Genomic DNA, 23,056 nt, shown 5'->3' with positions numbered 1-23,056 from the left:
GTACATCCGTCTTTTTCAAGAGTGATTGAGGCAGATTCAGAATATTCAATTCCGTTTGCAGCCCAGGTATATTTCTCACCAAAACAGATATTTTCTATAGTTACAACCTCTTCCGGTTTAGTCCCAACAGTCAGTTTTAATACCTGATCCGGGGTACATCCGTCTTTTTCAAGATTGATTGAGGCAGACTCAGAATATTCAATTCCGTTTGCAGCCCAGGTATATTTTTCACCAAAACAGATATTTTCTATAGTTACAACCTCTTCCGGTTTAGTTCCAACAGTCAGTTTCAATACCTGATCCGGGGTACATCCGTCTTTTTCAAGAGTGATTGAGGCAGATTCAGAATATTCAATTCCGTTTGCAGCCCAGGTATATTTCTCACCAAAACAGATATTTTCTATAGTTACAACCTCTTCCGGTTTAGTCCCAACAGTCAGTTTTAATACCTGATCCGGGGTACATCCGTCTTTTTCAAGATTGATTGAGGCAGACTCAGAATATTCAATTCCGTTTGCAGCCCAGGTATATTTTTCACCAGAGCAGATATTTTCTATAGTTACAACCTCTTCCGGTTTAGTTCCAACAGTCAGTTTCAATACCTGATCCGGGGTACATCCGTCTTTTTCAAGAGTGATTGAGGCAGATTCAGAATATTCAATTCCGTTTGCAGCCCAGGTATATTTCTCACCAAAGCAGATATTTTCTATAGTTACAACCTCTTCCGGTTTAGTCCCAACAGTCAGTTTTAATACCTGATCCGGGGTACATCCGTCCTTTCCAAGATTGATTGAGGCAGACTCAGAATATTCGATCCCGTTTACCGCCCAGGTATATTTCTCACCAAAACAGATATTTTCTATAGTTACAACCTCTTGCGGTTTAGTTCCAACAGTCAGTTTCAATACCTGATCCGGGGTACATCCGTCCTTTTCAAGAGTGATTGAGGCAGACTCAGAATATTCAATTCCGTTTGCAGCCCAGGTATATTTCTCACCAAAACAGATATTTTCTATAGTTACAACCTCTTGCGGTTTAGTCCCAACAGTCAGTTTTAATACCTGATCCGGGGTACATCCGTCCTTTTCAAGAGTGATTGAGGCAGACTCAGAATATTCAATTCCGTTTGCAGCCCAGGTATATTTCTCACCAAAACAGATATTTTCTATAGTTACAACCTCTTGCGGTTTAGTCCCAACAGTCAGTTTTAATACCTGATCCGGGGTACATCCGTCTTTTTCAAGAGTGATTGAGGCAGACTCAGAATATTCAATTCCGTTTGCAGCCCAGGTATATTTCTCACCAAAGCAGATATTTTCTATAGTTACAACCTCTTCCGGTTTTGGGCTCACAGTTACAGCCACTGGTTCAATAACAAAACAATTTGGCGCAATAGTACTTTTTATATAATAAGTTCCGCTTGTTGTTACGGCAGTTGGTGTTGTTAAATTTTGGGTAGCGGCTTCATCAGTAAAATAAGTTAATGCCCCTATTCCTATACTGCCGCTTGTTATAACTGCTGTTGTTATATCAACTGTGGCGAGGGCGCAGACTGTTGGCGGATTATTAACTTGTAGTTCCTGTTTTTTAATTGTGCTAACAGATAATCCAGTTGGGCAGCCTTCCTGGCAATTAGCTAATGCCGGAGGTTGAAGATAACTGTCATCATCGCTATTAATTATTTTGTAAGTGCCTGCATCCGATACTTTAACAGGAGCAGATGATACTTTAACTTCAACTCCGTCAACATATACCATACCAATGGTCTCTATCTTGTCTACACCTGTTAAATCACAATCTGCCCTTACCCTTACAACTATCGCAGGCTGTCTCATCCAGCCTAGATTCCATATATATGGAAAATCTAAATTCCCAAGGGAACTGAATGTAAATGTATTAGGATAAACATAGATATCAGAGGATATTAGTGTTGTATGAGCTGGTAGTTTCACAGAACCCGTTACGTTTTTAAGCGTTACATGATTAGGATCTATGTTGGCCATTTCCAACATAAAAGTTAATGTTTCGCCAGATTCCACTATTCCATTCTTATTGGCGTCTACTACACTAAGCCAGGCTGTAATTTGTGGCCCGGTTACGGTAACCGCAGTGGTGGCAGTATTGGTACATGAAGATGCATTTGAGAACGCATAAGTAACAGTATAGGTGTTAAGCTTGCTTTCTGAAAGATTAATAATCCCCGTTGTTGCATTAATACTTAATCCGGCTGGTATTGCAGAATATGTTCCGCCAGCCTGACCTGTGCGTGTTATTTCAGCAGTACCAACATTAGTATAAGACGATGCCGGATATGAAATAGCTGCTGTTGGAGCCGAAGGTGCCGCATTAATAGTAACATTTTGTCCTGCAGAAATGCAGCCCGTTAAAATTTCTTTTACGGTTACAGAATGATTTCCTGTGGATATGATGGAAAATACGGGCGATGATTGATAAGTTCCCCCATCTATAGCGTATTGATAGCCTGCACCTACTGGAGCAGTTACCGTAATACTTCCTGTTACAACAACGCAGGTTGTAGGGTCAGTTTTTGTAAATGTAGGTTTTTGGGGTGCAGACGGTGCTGCATTAATCGCAACGTTTGCAGGTATTGGAATACAACCCGAAACTGTTTCTTTTGCTGTTATTGTATGATTTCCCGAAGCAACTCCTTCAAATAAAACTTCCGATTGGTAAGCCCCGTTATCAAGAGCGTAAACATAATTTGCCCCTAAAGGCGCAGTTACGGTAATGCTTCCTGTTGCAACGGCGCAGGTTGTAGGGTCAGTTTTTGTAAAAGTTACCGTTGACAATGGATTTACCGTTACAACCACTGGTTTAATAACAAAACATTTTGGCGTAATAGTACTTTTTATGTAATAAGTTCCGCTTGTTGCTACTGCTTTTGGAGTTGTTAAAGTGACAGTGCCAAGAGCATCAGTAAAATAAGTTAATGATCCTATTCCTGTACTGCTGCTTGTTATCGCTGCTGCAGTTATATCAACTGTGGCTGGCGCGCAGATTGCTGTTGGATTATTAACTTGTAGGTCCTGTGCTTTAATTGCGCTAACGGGTAACCCTGTTGGGCAGCCTCCAGGACAATTAACTAATGCCGGAGGTTGAATATATAGATTACTTCCACCAGCATTTATATATTTGGCTGTATCTGTTAGATTAATCGGGGGGGCTGATACTTTAACTTCTACGCCATTAACAAAAACAATTCCAACGGTTTCAATTCTATCAACTCCTGTTAAATCACAATCAGCTATAAAATCTATGCTCATTGCTGCTTGTCTTTGATAACTTAAATCCCATAAATATGGAAAAGAAAGATATTCAGGATTACTAAATGAATGCGTATTAGGATAAAGGAAAATGTCAGTAGCAGATACAAGGGTTGTATTATTTGGTAATTTGACAGAGCCTTTAACATTTTCAAGTGTTACATGATTAGGGTCCATGTTAGCCATTTCAAATAGAAAATTAATTCTTTCGCCAGGTTCTATTATTCCATTGCCATTGCCGTCTCTTACACTAAGCCAGGCTGTAATTTGTGGTCCGGTTACGGTAACCGCAGTGGTGGCAGTATTGGTACATGAAGATGCATTGGAGAACGCATAAGTAACAGTATAAGTGTTAAGCAGACTTTCTGAAAGATCAATAATGCCCGTTGTTGCATTAATACTTAATCCGGCTGGTGTTGCAGAATATGTTCCGCCAGTCTGACCTGTTTGTGTTATTGCAGCAGTACCAACATTAGTATAAGAAGATGCCGGGTATGAAATAGCTGCTGTTGGTGCCGAAGGTGCTGCATTGATCGTAACATTTTGTCCCGCAGAAATACAGCCCGTTGAAATTTCTTTTACGGTTACAGAATGACCTCCTTTGGATACGATGGAAAATACGGGTGACGATTGATAAGTTCCTCCATCTATAGCATATTGATAGTTGGTACCTATAGGGGCTGTTACGGTAATACTTCCCGTTAAAATTGCACAAGTTATTGGATCTGCTTTTGTACACGTTGGAGCTTCAGGGGCAGCTAATTGCGACCCGTTTTTAAATTGTGCTGAAGCTAATGAAGTACAATTGGCATCTTTTGAAGTTACATCGTATAGAGTTCCAACAGTCATGCTGTTAATAAGTCCTTGAGTATCGACACCAGGTCCTGTAGGACTAAATGTATAAGTATTGCCAGAAATATAATTGCTGATAGTGCTTGTTCCTGCTTTTGAGCAGGTAGATGCTGTTGAAACAATTACCGGAACATCAGGATTGGCATTTACGGTAATAGTTACGCTGTTACTGCTTTCGTCGCTGCAATTATTGCTCGCTTTGTATTGCAGTGTTTTGCCATTGTCAGCTGTTGTTACTACTGTTGTAGGGGTAAATATTGTACCATCTAAGTACCAGTTCTTAGTCTTTAATGGTGTACCAATAGTGATTTCTGGTGCTGTCAAGTTTAAAGTGCTTCCGGAACATACCGCTGCTGGTTTTGCAATTGTTAATTTTGGGTTTATATTTACAGGAAAACTTGATGGACAACCTGTTGGCGAAGTACAGTTTTCCAGATCTGGCGGAATACAGTAACTTTTAGTAGCGTCTCCATTTAAAGCGATCCATTCTGCTGTTGGATTTGAGGATAAAACAGGGACTGACATTTTTACCTGTACCCCATTAATATACACTCGTCCAATAACATCAATTTTACTTACATCAGTCAGGTTACAATCTGCATTTGCACTAATTGCAACATAAGGCCCTCCTTCCTTAGTGACCATGTCCCAGTAATAAGGTATTTCTGTAAAAAATGAATCAAAAAATGAAACTCTATTAGGGGTCTGGCCATTTGTACCAAAGGCCGGAGTAGTATGAACAGGTAAGTCAATTGAGCCGCTAACATTTAATAGGGGTGCATGGTTTGGGTCTATGTTAGCTACATAAAGCTTAAATTTTAGCTTTTCGCCCGGTTCAATTAATCCGTTTCTATTATCATCCTCCATCATAATCCAGGCTGATAGTGGTATAGAACTAACTGTAATAGTACCGGTTAAACTAACAGTTGTACTGCCAGTAGTAGTGACAGTAAAATCAAATATGCCTTCTGTAGTCGGGGTGCCGCTTATAGTAAATATACCAGCATTGAATACACCGGTAACTCCTGCCGGAAGACCGGTTACCGTTACTCCGGATGCATTTGTAGTATAAACGATATTTGTAATTGCATTTTTTATAAATATATTTTGCGTTGCATTAGCAGACGTTAAAGTAATTGTGTTGGCAGGTTTTACCGTTATTTTTCCTGTTGCAGCAATGTTTCCACAGCCTCCTGTTATGGGAATGCTGTAATCATAATCTCCTGCAATTGTAGGTGTACCATGAATTGTAATTGTATTAGCTGCCCAGCTTGCCGTTATTCCCGCAGGTAATCCGGTTGCTGCTCCAATATCAATACCGGTAGCTTTCGTAGTTGTATGGGTAATTGCTGGCAGGACCGTATTGACATATTCACTAGGGGCAGACGAAGCTGCTCCGGCAGTATTGTTTTCAAGAATTGTAAAGATTGCAGGAACTCTTGTGGTACAACCTGTTGCATCTCCTGCATAAAAAGTCGTAGCACCAGGTTGGTTTACAATACCAGAATTTGGTGTTTCAACAGGATTCAAATAAGGTCCCCAACCAATAGGGTCACCACCGGTAGCCGATGTGTACCATAAATTTAAAGGCGTTAAATAAAACCCTCCTCCTTCAGGAGGTGTAAGTGTCCAGGTATAACCTGTAGAATAATTGGGGTCATTGTATGCATTAATAATTGACACCAACGTGTATAGTGTTCCTACTTCCAGATGAGCTGTTAAAGTAGGGTTCTTTGCACCTATAAAACCGAAGTCATCATCACCCGTTATCCATGTTCCGTCTCCGGGACATGTACCCAGGACATAATTGCCTTTGTAAAGATAACCGGCTCTAAAATACATATTTGCACCAGTCATTTGTAAACTGTAGGTGCCAGTTACATTTACAGAAAATGTAATTGTTTTATAACTGCCATAAGTATCTGGATAAAACTTACATGTTGGTAGATTGTTCTCTATCGGAGTAGGCATTAATGATTTAAGATCTGTAGCGACATTCCATCGATCTGCAAATACGGTTACGGGTGCCGGAATTATTCCAGAGCCGGTAACAGCACTTAATAAACCAGTTTCTCCCATACAAATAGTTGCATTTGTTGTCGTTCTGGTTTCAGATTGAGAAGTTACCGTTATTTTTCCTGTTGCAGCAGCACTTCCACAACCACCGGTTAGTGGGATGCTGTAATTATAAATTCCTGCTGCTGTTGGCGTACCGCTAATGGTAATTGTATTAGAGTTCCAGCTAGCTGTAACACCGGGAGGTAATTTTGTTGCTCCCGTAGTATTAATACCGGTTGCTCCCGCAGTAGTATGGGTAATATTTTGTATAGGCATGCCTGCGCAAACCACAGGCTCTGTAGATGCTGTAAATGCTTTGCTGGCAGCAGTTACGTTTAAAGGGACGTCTTCATTAATTGTCACATTTGAACACGACGCATTATAAATATCTTTTATACTTATAATAATAAGTTTAGTATCATTGGTAACAACCTCAGATATACTATTAAAACCTTCATCATCTAGTTCTATTGTTTGGTTAATACCATCTATACTATAGGTTATTTTACCGTATGAAGGTCCTTGAAAATTGAAGGTAGCTACAGATCCGGAACAAATTGCCACCGGATTTAAAGAAACTTTGACCGCAGGCTGTTTATTAATTTGTATGGTTGCAAATTTTCCGTTTTCCAGCTGTTCATTAGCAACATCCTTTACTCTTTTAAGCGTATAGATAAAGGTTCCTACATTCATAGGAACATCAATATTAATACTATTTTCTGTTATTCCGGTAGTTGCAGTTAAATCCGGACCACCATTTATTGAATAGGTGAAGGTATAAGGTGTTTGACCGTTATTTGCAGTAAAAGTAACTTTTGGTGTTGTCTGATTCATACAAACTGATATCGTCCCGGTGATGTTGGCTGTCAATATTGTATTGACAGTTATTGTTCCTGTTGCGGTTGTATTTCCACAAACTCCTGTTAATGGAATCGTGTAATTATAAACACCTGCTGCTGTAGGAGTACCGCTAATCGTAATATTGTTCGATGATAAAGCAACAGCAACCCCGGGAGGCAGATTTATGGGAGTGCCAATACTTGCCACACCTGTTGTAGTGTGGGTAATATTTGGTATTTTTTCATTAACATTTACTGTAGGTCTTGATGATGCTTGACCTACAGTATTATTAGCAACAATTTCAAATACTAGAGGAGTTCTAACAGAACCGGGTTTTTCATTGCTTACATAATAGGTAGCGGATTGTGCACTCTTATTATCTCTTATTACTGAGCCTGTCACTCCTACAGGGTTAAAAGTATCACCCCAGCCTATAGGATTACCACCGGTTGGTGATGTGTACCAATAATTTAAAGTATTTAAAAGGAATTGCCCTCCAGTTGGCGGTGTAATGGTCCAGGTATAATCCCCAACATAAGTTCCTGAGTTAGTTGCCCATAAGGTTGATATTAAGGTGTAAGTAACTCCTGCATTAAAATAAGCTGTCAATCTTGGTTCTGCGAACCTTCCATCGGTATCATCGTCCCCTATTATCCAAGTACCTCCTCCGGAACAGTTGCCAGGAGTAAAGCCTCCTGTATATATATAAGCAGCACCATCATAAGCGTCTGTATCCTTCATTTTAAGGACATAAGTTCCAGATACACTTACGGTAAAGGTACTAGCAGTATAATTTCTTATACTAGTTGCGCTAAATTTACATGCGGTTGAATTTTTCATAGATTGTTCTACCGTATATGCTTTTGGATCTGTATCAGAATTCCAATGCCCCGTAAATGTTGTTGTCGCAATTGAAGGATTTGGCTCTGTTGTTAAAAAACCAGTGCCTCCTACACATATAGTGGTTCCCGTATTGGCATTTGCAGTGAGACGGGAGAAGCTGGTAAAGCCTTTGTCAGCCAATTTTGTTGTTTGGTTTGTATCGTTTGTACTGGAAGTCACTTTTGCGAACAGAGTCCCTTCAGCAGGTATAACAGTAACCTTTACCGAAGGAGCTGGAGCTACTTCTACTAATATTTCTGAATTACCGGAACATTTAAGACCATTGTTATTGGCAATATCAATACCAGTAGCGGCATAGCGAACCCTATACTTAGTATCTGTTGTTAAGATCGGCGTAACATATTTTTTGTTGGTTTCATTAGGTATGTCCTTCCAGTCTGTTCCGTTATAGCTTTGCCATTGAAAGTGATAATCAGGCAAATCAGCTATAGTAAGAGTGGTTGACGTGCTTTTGCATATTTTTTTAGAATTTTCTCCCGTATCAATTTTCAACTCCGGTACACAAATACTAAATACCACATCATCAAATCCAATATCATTACCAGCATTTTGAGGCTGTATATTAGATACTCGCATGATGACGCTGCTTAACCCTGCTGGTACCGTAAATGACATGGACAATTCGTTCCAAAGAAGTTTTTTTGTTGCACTAGGGGCTAATTCTTGTGAATTAAAGGATTGTAAAACGGCTTTTGTTGTTGGATGTAATAATTCAATTTTTACTTTAGGTCTAATCCAGGCAGGATTTGTGGCTAAATTGGCAGCTTGTATAGAAAAATTACATTCAATGCCGGAACATAAATTACTGTATGCTCTTTCATAGTAAATTCCTGGAGTAGCAGAAGCATCAAAAATTAACATATAACCGCCATTTCCGGTATGGTCAGTGTCATCTGCCCATCCTGCAACACCTGCAAAAAATGGGTTTTTAACGCGGCCGTATTTTCCCGGACCCATAGTCGATGTCGAGTAAGTGTAGTTTGTTGTTGCCGTAATACCATCTAAGGGATCTCCCCAGTTAGCGGTTCCGGTACCCATATCGTCTTTTTCAATTATACTTAGGGTTCCTGCACATGGTTTGGGGGCTTCTGTAAACGATATGTCGTCAAGCGCAAAATCATTACCGTTATCACCTGCCTGAAGATTTGTAATCGTAATTATTGCATCGCCTGTTGTTGATCCGCTGTTCCATTCTGCATAAAACTGAGTCCAGGCAGCTACTCCATTGGGACTTATATTATCACCTTGTTTTTGATTGTTTATAGTAAAACTTAAAATAGCAGGAGCGCTTGATGTACAGGATGCTAAATAGGCCGAAAACAAATATTTGGTATTTGGCTTAATGCCACTAACTTTTTGAGACCAAACAACTACGTTGGCTGCTGTCGAGCCATTTACAACCATCATTTTTCCTGTGCCGGTTGTATGGTCAACCATACTTGCAAAAGCATTATGAACTAATTTAGGATCAGTTGCAATACCATAGCTGCCGGTTGCATATATTAAAGTAGCACCTGTTCCGCTTTTGTAATTGTGATTACTGGTAAAACCAACATTTCCCTGTTCAAAATCCCCATTAGTGATTAAGTTATCATAAAGCGACACAGATGTTGATGCAGATTTGTCAGAACTTTTAGAAACAGGAATTAAATCCGGTACTGAGGTTGTTGTATCATTTGATGAGGAAGAAGCTGATAAAGAGGAAGTCCCTGCTATATCTAAAAAATGATGAATTTTTGTAGTTAATGCGTCGTTGTGAAACGTAGTAAAGGTTATTTCAGGACATAATCGTGCAAATACAATTGTTGAACTATACGTTAAAAATAAACAGAATAGGAGTTTAGTAATTTTTTTTTTCATAGAGAAATGCGCTTTAGATGATATGCCTGCTTTTATAAATTATATTTTGAAAAGTTGTTGCCAGTACTGAGCAAGAGAAATTTCTTTTTTATTTATGAATGAATCCAAATACAATGGTGTTATTTTGGAGGTTTTTCAAAACATGATTTTTAGTCCTGATTTTTGGGTACAAAAATCTCTAGTTTTGAACAAACGTTTTACTTGTATCTGTCAAAAGAGTAACATAATAAGGCAACTTAATACAGATAAACAAAGCGCTTTTAGATTAAAAATGAACGGTTTAGCCATTTAACACCCCTTTAGCTTTAATCGTTAAAAAGCAAACTAAAAAAAATACTATCTTTACCGATCAAACGTTTATGAACTTAAGTTGCTTTTTTGCAACACTACATATATAATTATGGCATGTACAAGTTGTTCAACCTCAGATGGTGGCGCACCAAAAGGTTGTAAAAATAATGGGACTTGCGGCACCGATAGCTGCAATAAGTTGACGGTTTTTGACTGGCTTTCGAACATGAGTCCGTCTAATGGAGAGGCAATTTTTGATTGCGTTGAGGTACGTTTTAAAAACGGACGTAAGGAATTTTTTAGAAATTCAGAAAAATTAACGTTAAGTATTGGTGATATTGTAGCAACTGTTGCATCACCGGGACACGATATTGGGATTGTAACTTTGACAGGAGAATTGGTAAAAATTCAAATGAAGAAAAAAGGGGTCAATCACGAAAGTAACGAAGTGCCAAAAATCTACCGTAAAGCATCTCAAAAAGATATTGATATTTGGTCTGTAGCGCGTGATCGTGAAGAACCAATGAAAGTTCGTGCGCGTGAATTGGCAATTTCTCATAAATTAGAAATGAAAATCTCAGATATTGAATTTCAGGGAGACGGATCAAAAGCTACTTTTTACTACACCGCAAATGACAGGGTAGATTTTAGACTTTTGATTAAAGATTTTGCAAAAGAATTCAGCACAAGAGTAGAGATGAAACAAGTTGGTTTCCGTCAGGAAGCAGCTCGTTTAGGCGGAATTGGTTCTTGCGGACGTGAACTTTGCTGTTCAACCTGGCTTACAGATTTTAGAAGTGTAAATACATCGGCGGCACGTTATCAACAACTTTCGCTGAATCCACAAAAATTAGCAGGACAATGCGGAAAATTAAAGTGTTGCTTGAACTACGAGCTTGACACTTACATGGATGCCTTGAAAGATTTTCCAGATTACGATACTAAATTAGTAACCGAAAAAGGGGATGCAATCTGCCAAAAACAAGATATTTTTAAAGGATTGATGTGGTTTGCTTACACAAATAATTTTGCAAACTGGCATGTTTTGAAAATTGATCAGGTAAAAGAAATTATTGCCGAAAACAAGTTGAAAAATAAGGTTTCGTCATTAGAAGATTTTGCTATTGAGATTGTTTCGGAGCCTGAAAAAGATTTTAATAATGCAATGGGTCAGGAAAGTTTAACGCGTTTTGATCAGCCAAAAAGAAAGAAGAAACCAAATCGTAAGCGCAAACCAGATGGTGAAAATGCGATTGTGGCCACTCCGGCTAAACCTCAACAGGCAAATAACAATAAGCCACCAGTTGTAGGAAGTCCGAATCAAAATAAACCCAAACAGAATAAACCCAATAACAACAAACAAAACAATCCGAATAAAGAAAAAGGAAATAATCCGAATGACAATAAGCCAGCGGAGCCAAGAAAACCTATAATTATTACTAAAAATGAGAATAAAAAATAGCGGAATTCTTCTTTTGGCAGCAATACTTTTTTTTTCTTGTGATAAAAAAAGAGTTTTTGATCAATACAAATCTGTCGGCAGCGAATGGCACAAAGACAGCGTTGTAACCTTTGATTTGCCAGTTTTAGATTCTACCAAAAAATACAATTTGTTTGTAAATTTAAGAGACAATAACAATTATCCTTTTAATAATTTGTTTTTGATTGTTGCTATTGAAACACCAAGTGGTTTCACCAAAGTAGATACTTTAGAATATCAAATGGCAAATCCGGACGGAACCTTACTAGGAAACGGTTTTACTGATATTAAAGAAAGTAAACTGTTTTACAAAGAAGATGTAAAGTTTAGAGGAAAATACAAAGTACACATCAAACAAGCCGTTAGAGAATCAGGAAAAATTCCTGGAGTTCAGGCTTTAGAGGGTATTACAGACGTTGGTTTTAGAATAGAACAAAAAGATTAGAAAAATAGTTATGGCTGCTAAAAAAAACAATCAATCAAATAGTGTTAAAGATATTAATTACTATAAAAAGAAGTTCTGGAGAATCTTTGCCTACACGTTGTTAGGTATTCTGGCTTTCTTTTTATTTGCCTCTTGGGGATTATTTGGTTCAATGCCTTCTTTTGAAGATTTAGAAAATCCGGATTCCAATTTGGCTACTGAAATTATTTCGTCAGACGGAGTAGTTATTGGTAAGTATTTCAAAACCAACAGATCACAGCTTAAATACTCAGATTTACCAAAAAGTCTGGTAGAAGCTTTGGTTGCCACCGAAGATGCTCGTTTTTATGAACATTCAGGAATCGACGGGCGCGGAACCTTAAGAGCTGTTTTTAGTTTAGGAACCAATGGTGGAGCGAGTACATTATCGCAACAATTAGCAAAACAATTATTTCACGGAGAAGGATCTAAATTTCTTCCTTTCAGGATAGTACAGAAAATAAAAGAGTGGATAATTGCTATTCGTCTGGAAAGACAATATACCAAAAACGAAATTCTGGCAATGTATTGCAATGTTTATGATTTCGGAAACTATTCAGTTGGAGTAAGTTCAGCGGCACAAACCTATTTTTCTAAAGATCCAAAAGATTTAACAATGGATGAATCGGCTATTTTAGTCGGAATGTTCAAAAACTCTGGTTTATACAATCCGGTTCGTAATGCGGAAGGAGTAAAAAATCGTCGTAATGTAGTGCTTTCTCAAATGGAAAAAGCAAAGATGATTACAGAATCTGAAAAGTTGAGATTACAAGCTCTGCCAATTACTTTAAAATTCAAATTAGAAAGTCACCGCGAAGGTACGGCTACTTATTTCAGAGAATATCTACGTGATTACATGAAAAAATGGGTTTCTGAGAATAAAAAGCCAGACGGTTCAGATTATGATATCTACAAAGATGGATTGAAAATTTACACCACAATCGATTCAAGAATGCAATTGCATGCCGAAGAAGCAGTTTCTGAGCACATGAAAAATTTACAGCAACAATTTTTCATCGAACAGAAAAACAATAAAAATGCACCTTTCGTAAATATCACTCAGGCAGAAACAGAAAAACTTCTGATGCAAGCCATGAAAAACTCAACACGTTGGGCAATTATGAAAGATCTGGATAAAAGCGAAGATGATATCATTGCTTCCTTCAAGGTAAAAACAAAAATGCGCATATTTACCTGGAAAGGGGAGCGTGATACTACAATGACCCCAATGGATTCTATCCGTTATTTCAAACACTTTTTGCAATCAGGTTTAATGGCGATGGAACCACAAACAGGAAACATTAAAGCATGGGTTGGTGGAATCAATTACAAATATTTCCAATATGATCACGTGGGGCAAGGAGCGAGACAAGTAGGTTCTACCTTTAAACCGTTTGTTTACGCGACAGCTATTGAGCAATTGAATATGTCTCCTTGTGATTCAATCCTTGATGGACCATTTATGATTCACAAAGGGCGTCATAATGTTACCGCAGACTGGGAACCAAGAAACTCTGATAACAGATACCGCGGAATGGTAACTTTAAAGCAAGGTCTTGCAAATTCGATTAATACCGTTTCTGCAAAATTAATAGACCGCGTTGGCCCGGAAGCTGTTGTAGAGTTGACACATAAATTAGGGGTTAAAACCGAAATTCCTGCTCAGCCTTCTATCGCTTTAGGAGCCGTTGATATTACAGTTGAAGACATGGTTGCTGCTTACAGTACATTTGCCAATCAGGGAGTTTATGTAAAACCACAATTTTTAAGCCGTATCGAAAACAAAAGCGGCGAGGTTATTTACGAGCCTATTCCGGAATCTCATGATGTTTTGAATAAAGATATTGCTTTTGCAGTAATCAAATTATTAGAAGGAGTTACAGAAACCGGTTCTGGTGCACGTTTACGTACAGAAGGTGGAGGAAGTGGAGATAATCGCTGGACAGGATATCCATATATGTTTAGAAATCCAATTGCGGGTAAAACAGGAACAACACAAAACCAGTCTGATGGTTGGTTTATGGGAATGGTTCCAAACTTAGTAACCGGAGTTTGGGTTGGATGTGAAGATCGTTCAGCACGTTTCAAAAGTTTAACCTACGGACAAGGAGCTACGGCTGCATTGCCAATTTGGGGTTATTTCATGAAACTTTGTTACGCAGATCCGGGACTTCAGGTTTCTAAATCAGAATTCGAAAGACCTGCAAACCTTTCTATAAAAGTAGATTGTTACAGCAGACCTGCAGTAGTAAAAGATACAACACAAACAGAACAAAATACAGACGAATTCGAACTGTAGTTTTTTAGCCACAGTTTTCAGTCACAGTTGCTTTTTGCAAAATAATAATAATAATAATTAAAAATATCCTTTTGTGCTTTCTGAATTTTCGGAAGATACAAAAGGATTTTTTTTTGAATTTTATAAAAGATTTTCATCGGAACAAAACATATTGTAGGATGTCCTGAGGCTTCGGGCAATGTCATTAAGTTAAGCTTTTAAAAAATAAAATTATTGCAGATCAAATCCGTTTTAATCCGCGTTTTTACGAAGTAAATCTGTTTTATCCGCGTCAAAATTAGACGCTGATTTTACTGATTCGCTAAAGCGAAAACGCTGATAAAACGGATTTTTCTAATTACTTTGTTGATTAAATTGTTAAGTAATTTGATAGATTCCCTCTTAACTTAATGTCAGAATCCGCGAATAAGAGCTTTACCACGAATCAATTCAAATGAATCATTGCTCTGATTTTTTATTTTTACGAAATCGTTATAATTTAATCTAAAAATCTTATTTTTATCAAAAATATACAGTAATAAAGACCCTTTGTTATGATTACAAAAAAAGTAAATAACGTTCAGGACGCCATAGAAGGAATTAAAAGCGGAATGACCATCATGTTTGGAGGTTTCGGTTTATGCGGAATTCCGGAGAATACTATTGCAGCATTAGTAAATACTTCAATTTCAGATCTAACTTGTATTTCAAATAATGCGGGAGTAGATGATTTTGGCTTAGGATTGCTTTTGCAGAAGAAACAAGTCAAAAAGATGATTTCGTCTTATGTGGGCGAGAATGCCGAGTTCGAACGTCAGATGCTGTCAGGCGAACTTGAAGTCGAATTAACACCACAAGGAACGTTAGCTGAACGTTGTCGTGCAGCACAAGCCGGAATTCCAGCTTTCTTCACGCCGGCAGGATTTGGAACCGAAGTTGCCGAAGGAAAAGAAGTTCGTGAATTCAACGGAAAAATGCATATCATGGAACAAGCTTTTAAAGCCGAATTTGCGATTGTAAAAGCATGGAAAGGTGACGAAGCCGGAAATTTGATTTTTAAAGGCACAGCAAGGAATTTTAATGCTTGTATGGCCGGTGCCGCAAAAATTACCATAGCAGAAGTTGAAGAACTGGTTCCGGTTGGAACATTAGATCCAAATCAAATTCATATTCCCGGAATTATGGTACAGCGGATCTTTCAAGGAGAAAAATTTGAAAAGAGAATTGAACAGCGAACAGTGAGACAGAGAGTTTAATTGGATAATTGCGATAATTTGTCGATTAGATAATTCTTTTGGATTGCGTAATTGAATTAGATAATGAGTCAATTTGATAATTAGACAATTGTTATGTTGTACACGGCATATTATCTAGTTGGTATTTACGAAATTAGATCATCAGAAAAAAAAACGCAACTATATTGCGTTAAAACTTTTGTTTTAAATGTAAAGTGTTTTAGTTCAATAAGTTAATTTTATTTATTTAAAGGAATTAATTATATAAGCTTAAAATGGATTACAACAGCTTTTTTATAGATAATTTAATTTTTTATGATTTGATAATTAAGTGATTACGGTAAATTATATAAAGCAAAGCATTATCAAATTTTCTAATTAACACATTTTCTAATTAATCAAAACAAACAAGAACCTTAAAAAAAGCGGGACTTCCTGAAAATACTGAACTGGCACATAGAACTGGGATTTCAGGTACAAATGATGCTAATTTGAGAGTTGCAATGAACGATATTGGAATTATAAAACTCCCAAATGGAAAGCATTTCATTTTATCAGTGTTTTTAAAAAAATATCACAGAAAATCAAGAAGATACAGAGAAAATAATTGCAGATATAACAAGAGCAACCTGGGATTATTTCACGAGAAAATAATTAGATAATTAGTCAATTTGATAATGAGATAATTGATATAGATTGTGCAAATGAAAGCATTATCTAATTATCTAATTTCCAAATTGGCACATTAATAAATTGACACATTGAATTTATGTTAACAAAAGAAGATATTGCAAAACGAATTGCAAAAGAAGTAAAAGACCGCTATTTTGTCAATCTTGGAATTGGTATTCCAACTTTGGTTGCAAATTACGTCAGAGAAGATATCGCAGTAGAATTTCAAAGCGAAAACGGTGTTCTCGGTATGGGACCATTTCCTTTGGCGGGAGAAGAAGATGCTGATATTATCAATGCAGGAAAACAAACAATTACGACATTGCCGGGAGCGAGTTTCTTTGATTCCGCTTTTAGTTTTGGCATGATCCGCAGTCAAAAAGTTGATTTAACGATTCTGGGTGCGATGGAAGTTTCAGAAAACGGTGATATCGCCAATTGGAAGATTCCGGGGAAAATGGTAAAAGGAATGGGAGGCGCAATGGATTTAGTGGCTTCTGCCGAAAACATTATCGTTGCCATGATGCATGTGAATAAAGCCGGTGAATCAAAAATATTAAAAAAGTGTACTTTGCCATTAACCGGCGTAGGATGCGTAAAAAAGGTTGTAACCGAGCTTGCAGTTCTGGAAGTGACCGAAAAGGGTTTTAAGCTCTTAGAACGTGCGCCAGGTGTTTCTGTCGAACACATCATTGCATCAACTGAAGCTGAATTAATAATTGAAGGAGATATTCCGGAAATGGATATCAGATAAATTCTTACTTTTTGTCTGAGAACGCATGAGGGCTGGCTTTTAAAAGGCTGGCCCTTTTTTTGTAGGAATATTTTAAAAATTTATAAAATGCTTTTTCCCAGTAAAATTAGCATCTCAGCAGTTTTCATCGTCGTAATTGACTATCAATCAATAGAATAATTATTTTTTGGCTCATCTTTTTGTGAATTCTTCATGCTTTGTTAAATAAATGTGAATTTTATGTAAAATATGTTGTATTTTATCGATTAAAGGTAAAAAATACCGTTTATCTAACATAAATAAAATACTTTTATCTCAAAATAAAGTATTTACTTACATTAAATATTTTGTTTGTAATCCATTTAACCAAACTAAAATACCACATTTATTATGGAAAGAAAATTACCAAAAATTATGGCCGGAACCGTTGTTATTCTTACATTTTCGCTATCCGGATTTGCTCAGAATACCGACAAAAGAGTAGCTCAGAAAAGTGTCTCAGAAAATGGACAGCCGAGTTTAATCACATTTAGTGAAAAATCCAGTTACAAGGAAACAGATTATAATACTGTTTTTAAGGAACAACTGGGTTTAAAAGCAACCCAGTCTTTTTCGAAAGTTAGAAAAGAATCGGACAAAGAAGGTTTTACGCATGAAAAGTTTCAATTGTATGAACAAGGAATCAAAGTTGAATTTGCCAATTACACCATACACTCCAAAGGTGGAAAAGTAGTTTCGATGAACGGAGAGTTTTATGCGATCGAAAACGCCAAAACAACTCCTAAATTGTCAAGTCAGGCCGCTTTTGACAGAGCAGTTGCTCACATAGGAGCAAAACAGTATTTATGGGAAACTCCTGCAGATGCTGCCGTAATGGATTACCAAAAGCCAAAAGGGGAACTGGTTTTGCTTCCTGCAATGGATGAACAGGGCAAAGAAAGAAAAAGTGATAAAGTACGTTTAGCTTATAAGTTTGATATATATGCTACAAAACCATTGAGTCGCGGTGATCTTTATATTGATGCCCAAACGGGAGAAGCGTTATTTTATAATGCAACAATAAAACACCTTGGTGAAAATAGTCATGGCAGATTAATTTCGGCTGCAGCCAAAGTGCAAAACAATGCTCCAAATTCTAAAGTAGCGATTGTTGCGGCAAATGCAGCGACGCGTTATAGCGGAACCCAAACTATTCAGACAACATTAAGCGGATCTTCGTATATTTTATCTGATGGTACTCGCGGAAATGGAGTTCAAACCTATAATTCAGCAAAAACTGCAACGTATCCAACAACAAACTTTACTGATGCGGATAATAACTGGACAGCTGCCGAGTATAATAACACCAACAAAGACAATGGAGCACTTGATGCACATTGGGGTGCCGAAATGACTTATGATTATTGGTCAGCCGTACACGGAAGAAATAGTTACGACAATGCCGGAGCAAAAATCAAAAGTTATGTGCACTATAATTTAGTGGCTGCAGGATATCCGGATAACAATAACGCATTCTGGAACGGAAGTGTTATGACTTATGGTGACGGAACCGGAACCGGAGGATTTGATATCTTAACGGCAATGGATGTTGCAGGGCACGAAATTGGTCATGCCGTTTGTACTTACACGGCAAATTTAGCATATCAAAAAGAATCCGGAGCAATGAACGAAGGTTTCTCTGATATTTGGGGAGCTTGTATCGAATATCGTGCAGCGCCAACAAAATCGACCTGGTTAGTAGGTGAAGATATCGAAAGAAGAAGCGGACATCTTGCTTTGCGTTCGATGAGTGATCCAAATTCTGAAGGACAACCGGATACTTACGGAGGAACTTATTGGGTAAACGTAAACTGTACACCAACAAATAATAACGACCAATGTGGCGTTCACACTAACTCAGGTGTGTTAAATCACTGGTTTTACATCTTGTCTGTAGGTAAAACAGGAACAAATGATATTGGAAATGCTTATAACGTAACTGGAATCACGATTGATAAAGCAGCACTAATAGCTTTCCGTTTAGAAGATGTGTATTTGACTTCTAACTCTACTTATGCAAATGCAAGAACTTCCGGAATACAATCGGCTATTGATTTGTACGGAGCAGGTTCTGCTGAAGTTATCGCAACAACAAATGCATTTTATGCTGTAGGTATTGGGGCTGCATATTCAGGATCAACAGACACAGTTGCTCCAAGCGCTCCAACAGCTCTTGCTGCAGCGGGAACAACAGGAACCACAACCAATTTGACATGGACAGCTTCTACAGATAATGTAGCCGTAACTGGATATGATATTTATCAGGGAGCAACTCTAAAAGGTTCTTCTGCAACAACAAGTTATACTGTAACTGGATTGACAGCTTTAACAGCTTATACTTTTACTGTAAAAGCTAAAGATGCTGCAGGAAATGTTTCAGCAGCAAGTAATGCTGTAAATGTTACGACAACTGCTGCTTCAGTAGCGTATTGTACCTCAAAAGGGAATAGCGCGACGGACGAAAGAATTGGAAAAGTTGTTTTTGGAACAATCAGTAAAACTTCTACAGCAACAACTGGATATGAAGATTTTACTGCTACTTCTACAAATGCAACAAGAGGAACTGCTTATACGATAACAATTACACCAACATGGACTTCATCTGTTTATAGCGAAGGATATGCCGTTTTTATCGATTACAATCAAGATGGTGATTTTGCAGATTCAGGCGAAACAGTTTGGACAAAAGCTGCATCAACAACAACTCCGGTAACGGGAACAATCACAATTCCGTCAACGGCAGTTCTTGGAACAACGAGAGTTAGAGTTTCGATGAAATATAACGGAATCCCAACGTCTTGTGAATCTTTTTCTTATGGTCAAGTAGAAGATTATTCTATAAACATAGCTGCTTCAGGAGCAATTACAACTCCGGAAATCACTGCAGGATTAGTTGAAACAGTTGAAACTTCAAGTTTTGCTTTATATCCAAATCCGGTTGAAGGCGAATTGAACGTTTCTTTTGCAAACAGTGAAGGTTATACTTTTAGAATTATAAACACATTAGGTCAACAACTTAGCGTAGGACAACTTTCTGGAAATCTAGTTGATGTAAGCAACTTGAGCACCGGAATTTATATCATCGAATTAAATAAAGGTGATAAAAGAATCGTGAAGAAATTCGTGAAGAAATAGTTTTCAGTTGCAGTTTTCAGTTTGATCTTGAAAACCAGAACTGAAATCTTAAATTGAATTAGTAAAAGTAAAGCCTCGCAAATTGCGAGGCTTTTTTTATTAGGTTCTGGCTGAAATTAATTTCGTAAAGACGCTAAGTCGCAAAGTTTTAAACATACTGTTTGTCATAAATGACATAAAATGAGGAGATAAACTTTGCGACTCTGCGACTTTGCGAGACTAAAAAAGAATAAACTTTGCGACTTAGCGCCTTTGCGGCAAAAAACGTTACAAGCTAAAACTCATACGCCCAAAGTAATAAGCTCCCGTAGTTCCCATTTGTACCGGCGCATATTTAAACACCCCGTAGTAACTGTTTTCGTAGATTTGTTTGTCCGGGAAAATATCAAATAAGTTGTTTGCTCCCAGAGCAATCTGAACTTTTGGAGTGATTTTGTAAGCCACAGTCAAATCTGTAACCACCTTTCCGTTGTGTTTTTGGATGCCTCCAAAAGGAAAACCATCACGAATAACTTCTCCAAAATAAGTATTCCTCAATAAGAAATTCCATTTTGTCAAACTATAATTCACAGCAAAAGTTCCTTTGTGTTTAGGCGTATTCGTTTCGATCAAACTTCTTTCCTGAGGCCCGTAGTACACATCTTCCTGACCAATAAATAATGGCGGAATATTATTTAATTGATCATCAACTTTGTTGTCGTTGTAATTATACAATAACGACAGATTCATTTTCCCGGGACCAACATTCATATCATAATCAATAACAACATCAACGCCATTTGTAGTTGTGTTGATGGCGTTGGTAAAGAAACGACCCGTTTGAGCACCATATTGCGCAAACAAATCACGAAGCGCAGGAACAGGATCTCCATAAGCATCGTTTCCTAAGTTTCCGGTTAAGATAATTCTGTTATCAATTCTAATGTGATAATAATCAGCTGTAATGTGTAGTTTTTTTGTTGGAGAATAAACAATTCCAAAACTATAGTTTCTGGAAGTTTCTTCTTTTAATTTCGGAATTCCAAGTTCTTTCGCTACCTGGCTATCATTTCTAAAAATACCAGAATTCAGAAGCTGTCCATCTACAACATCAGTTGCGATATTGTTGAAGAACTGTTGGTGTAAGGAAGGTGCTCTAAAACCAGTACTAATGGCTCCGCGAACAAAAAGATTATCTAAGATTTTATATCTGGCAGATAATTTTCCGTTAATAGTATTTCCAAAATCAGTGAAATCTTCATAACGACCAGCAACTCCAATTAATAATTTCTCTGTAACATCTGCCTCAACATCAGCATAAACGCCAACGCTGTTTCTGTTTTCATTTACAGCATTCAAAGGAGAAAATCCTGGAAACGATTGTGCTCCGCCATCAATATAAGAAGCTTCTTCACCGGGAACAATTTTGTATTTTTCGAAGCGATATTCACCTCCAAAAGCAACATTCAAACCATTAAAAACACTTTTGTATAATCTTGTAATATCAGCATTTACAGTATTTTGTAAAAAAGAGTGATTTCCAGCCTTAAAATCGGTCGGACTATTATCGCCTAAAGAAACATTGTTTGTATTCGATACTTCATAGATAAATTTGTTTTCTCCGATAGTATTACTCACATCCAGTTTCCATTCTCCAAATTTAAATTTAAAACCAACAGAAGAAGAAAGATCCGTTACAACAGAATTTAATTCCGGTTGAAATCCAAAAGGAAAAATTGAAGCGACAACATTCTCTGTTTCGCTTGGTAAACGTCTAAAACCGTAACCGGTTCCGTTTCTGTGGCTCACGCCTCCAAAAGCATAAAACTCGATTTGGTCGTTTAACGGAATACAAGTATTGAAAAATGCCTGAATATTTTTGATTTTAGCATCACCAATCTGAAAATTGAAATCATCACGTTTCAATCCGTTTTGCGCTAATAAATTATCATCAATTTGGCGAGATTGAGCAGGATTATCGGCAAAATCATAAGCAAAAAAGTTGCCTTCTGCAGATTGATCAAAGATAATCAGGTTATTGTTTTGAGAACGATTGGTTTTTTCGCGGTTATTGAATTCTCCGGTTAAGTTGATAAAACCACCTTTATTGCCAATTTTTGCTCCGTAGTTTAAATTCACGTTCGTAGTTTGACCATCATCTCGAGACGTTGAGCCATAAGTTGCATTTACTTCAAGACCGGCATTGTCTTTTAAAACCAAATTGATTACACCCGCAATCGCATCAGAACCATATTGTGCCGCAGCACCATCGCGCAAAACCTCAATACGTTTGATTGACGAAGCCGGAATTGCACTTAAATCTGTACCAACAGAACCGTTTCCAACTGTATTTTGGTAATTTACCAATGAAGTAGTATGTCTTCTTTTTCCGTTAACCAAAACCAAAACCTGATCAGGGCCTAAACCTCTCAAAGAAGCCGGATCGATATGTTCTGTTCCATCAGATGAAGATTGTCTGTTGGAGTTAAAAGACGGAATCATATACGTCAGGATATCATTTGTCGTAGTCTGTGGCGTTATATTTCTGATTTTTGCCAAATTCACAACATCAACAGGAACAGCAGTTTCAAGTTTGCTTTTATTAGGATTTCTGCTTCCAACAACCACAATTTCGTCAAGACTATTATTTTCCAGCGCCAATTGAACATCTACAAAATGATCTTTTGCCACGAATTCTTTAGTTTGATAGCCAAATAGCGATATGACAAGTGTTGGATTATTTGTTGAAGATGTTATAGTAAATTTCCCTAAATCATCACTTGTTGCGTTAATGTGAGTTCCTTTGATAAGCACAGTTGCAAATTCTAACGGATTCCCGTTTTCATTTGTAATCGTTCCTTTGATCTCATGGTTTTGTGCAAAAAACAAAGTACTCGATAAAGTAATAATTGCTGTTATTACGATTTTTAATTTTTTTCTCATTGATAAAATTT

The 23,056-nt window shown here is 37.5% G+C and carries 8 protein-coding genes; 6 read left to right on the top strand and 2 right to left on the bottom strand.

The genetic code is table 11. The annotated features are described in order from the left end of the window. On the bottom strand, positions 1-9,797 hold a 9,797-nt coding region (locus EAH81_RS19835; RefSeq protein WP_140510445.1), incomplete at its 3' end, for a hypothetical protein. A gap of 400 nt (positions 9,798-10,197) precedes the next feature. Here EAH81_RS19835 and EAH81_RS19830 point away from each other — a divergent pair. The 6 genes from EAH81_RS19830 (at position 10,198) to EAH81_RS19805 (ending at position 20,123) form a co-directional block, all read left to right on the top strand. Beyond that, positions 10,198-11,550 carry a stage 0 sporulation family protein gene (locus EAH81_RS19830; RefSeq protein WP_140510443.1) on the top strand — a complete coding sequence of 451 codons (1,353 nt, stop codon included), beginning with the start codon at positions 10,198-10,200 and terminating at the stop codon, positions 11,548-11,550. Next, positions 11,534-12,013, top strand: a complete 480-nt coding sequence (locus tag EAH81_RS19825; protein ID WP_140510440.1) for a gliding motility lipoprotein GldH — start codon at positions 11,534-11,536, stop codon at positions 12,011-12,013. Before EAH81_RS19830 ends, EAH81_RS19825 begins: the two co-directional genes overlap by 17 nt. 10 nt (positions 12,014-12,023) lie before the next feature. Then, positions 12,024-14,330, top strand: a complete 2,307-nt coding sequence (locus tag EAH81_RS19820) for a penicillin-binding protein 1A (protein WP_140510437.1) — start codon at positions 12,024-12,026, stop codon at positions 14,328-14,330. Positions 14,331-14,863: 533 nt separating this feature from the next. Next, complete coding sequence (locus tag EAH81_RS19815; protein ID WP_140510435.1) at positions 14,864-15,565, top strand: CoA transferase subunit A; 702 nt, start codon at positions 14,864-14,866, stop codon at positions 15,563-15,565. Between the two features lie 748 nt (positions 15,566-16,313). Beyond that, positions 16,314-16,970: a 3-oxoacid CoA-transferase subunit B gene (locus EAH81_RS19810; RefSeq protein ID WP_140510433.1), complete on the top strand. Its 657-nt coding sequence runs from the start codon at positions 16,314-16,316 to the stop codon at positions 16,968-16,970. 369 nt (positions 16,971-17,339) lie between these two features. Then, a complete protein-coding gene (locus EAH81_RS19805) occupies positions 17,340-20,123 on the top strand; it encodes a M4 family metallopeptidase (RefSeq protein ID WP_140510431.1) in 2,784 nt (927 codons plus the stop codon). A 267-nt stretch (positions 20,124-20,390) separates the two neighbouring features. Here EAH81_RS19805 and EAH81_RS19800 read toward each other — a convergent pair whose 3' ends face one another. Continuing rightward, positions 20,391-23,045, bottom strand: a complete 2,655-nt coding sequence (locus EAH81_RS19800) for a TonB-dependent receptor (protein ID WP_140510428.1) — start codon at positions 23,043-23,045, stop codon at positions 20,391-20,393. Positions 23,046-23,056: the final 11 nt, after the last annotated feature.

The sequence above is a fragment of the Flavobacterium pectinovorum genome (assembly GCF_006438875.1).
Lineage (GTDB): Bacteria > Bacteroidota > Bacteroidia > Flavobacteriales > Flavobacteriaceae > Flavobacterium > Flavobacterium pectinovorum_A.
Note: the sequence above shows the minus strand (reverse complement) of the source record. Positions and strands in the feature narration are given on the sequence as shown.

Excerpts from the sequence above, each read along its gene's own strand:
- EAH81_RS19800 (WP_140510428.1), bottom strand. The coding sequence starts at position 23,045 with ATGAGAAAAAAATTAAAAATCGTAATAACAGCAATTATTACTTTATCG.
- EAH81_RS19815 (WP_140510435.1), top strand. The coding sequence starts at position 14,864 with ATGATTACAAAAAAAGTAAATAACGTTCAGGACGCCATAGAAGGAATT.
- EAH81_RS19810 (WP_140510433.1), top strand. The coding sequence starts at position 16,314 with ATGTTAACAAAAGAAGATATTGCAAAACGAATTGCAAAAGAAGTAAAA.
- EAH81_RS19820 (WP_140510437.1), top strand. The coding sequence starts at position 12,024 with ATGGCTGCTAAAAAAAACAATCAATCAAATAGTGTTAAAGATATTAAT.
- EAH81_RS19805 (WP_140510431.1), top strand. The coding sequence starts at position 17,340 with ATGGAAAGAAAATTACCAAAAATTATGGCCGGAACCGTTGTTATTCTT.
- EAH81_RS19825 (WP_140510440.1), top strand. The coding sequence starts at position 11,534 with ATGAGAATAAAAAATAGCGGAATTCTTCTTTTGGCAGCAATACTTTTT.
- EAH81_RS19830 (WP_140510443.1), top strand. The coding sequence starts at position 10,198 with ATGGCATGTACAAGTTGTTCAACCTCAGATGGTGGCGCACCAAAAGGT.